This window comes from Paenibacillus sp. LS-5 (assembly GCF_056121505.1).
The window spans coordinates 1-231 of the sequence record NZ_JBWAVA010000145.1 but is presented as its reverse complement, the minus strand read 5'-3'; the positions used below and the strand labels follow the sequence as shown (position 1 = coordinate 231).

Annotated in this window: 1 protein-coding gene; it reads left to right on the top strand. The window is 59.3% G+C overall.

The window, feature by feature from the left end; genetic code table 11:
- The coding region (locus tag AC0MA3_RS26810; RefSeq protein ID WP_474658396.1) for a hypothetical protein at positions 1–231 on the top strand (231 nt) is incomplete at both ends.

Below are 231 nucleotides of genomic sequence, written 5' to 3'. Positions count from 1 at the left end.
CGGCCAACAGCCTGATCGACGCCTTGCGGGCCAAGCTGCCGACGCTTGCGGGCAAGACTGTGCAGGGACTGACGATCACCAAGGCCGATGATTTTGCCTATCATGACCCCGTCGACAAATCGGTGAGTGAGCATCAAGGCATCCGCATTCTCTTCAACGGCGGATCGCGCATTGTCCTGCGTCTTTCCGGGACAGGCACGTCGGGCGCAACGTTGCGGCTTTATATCGAAC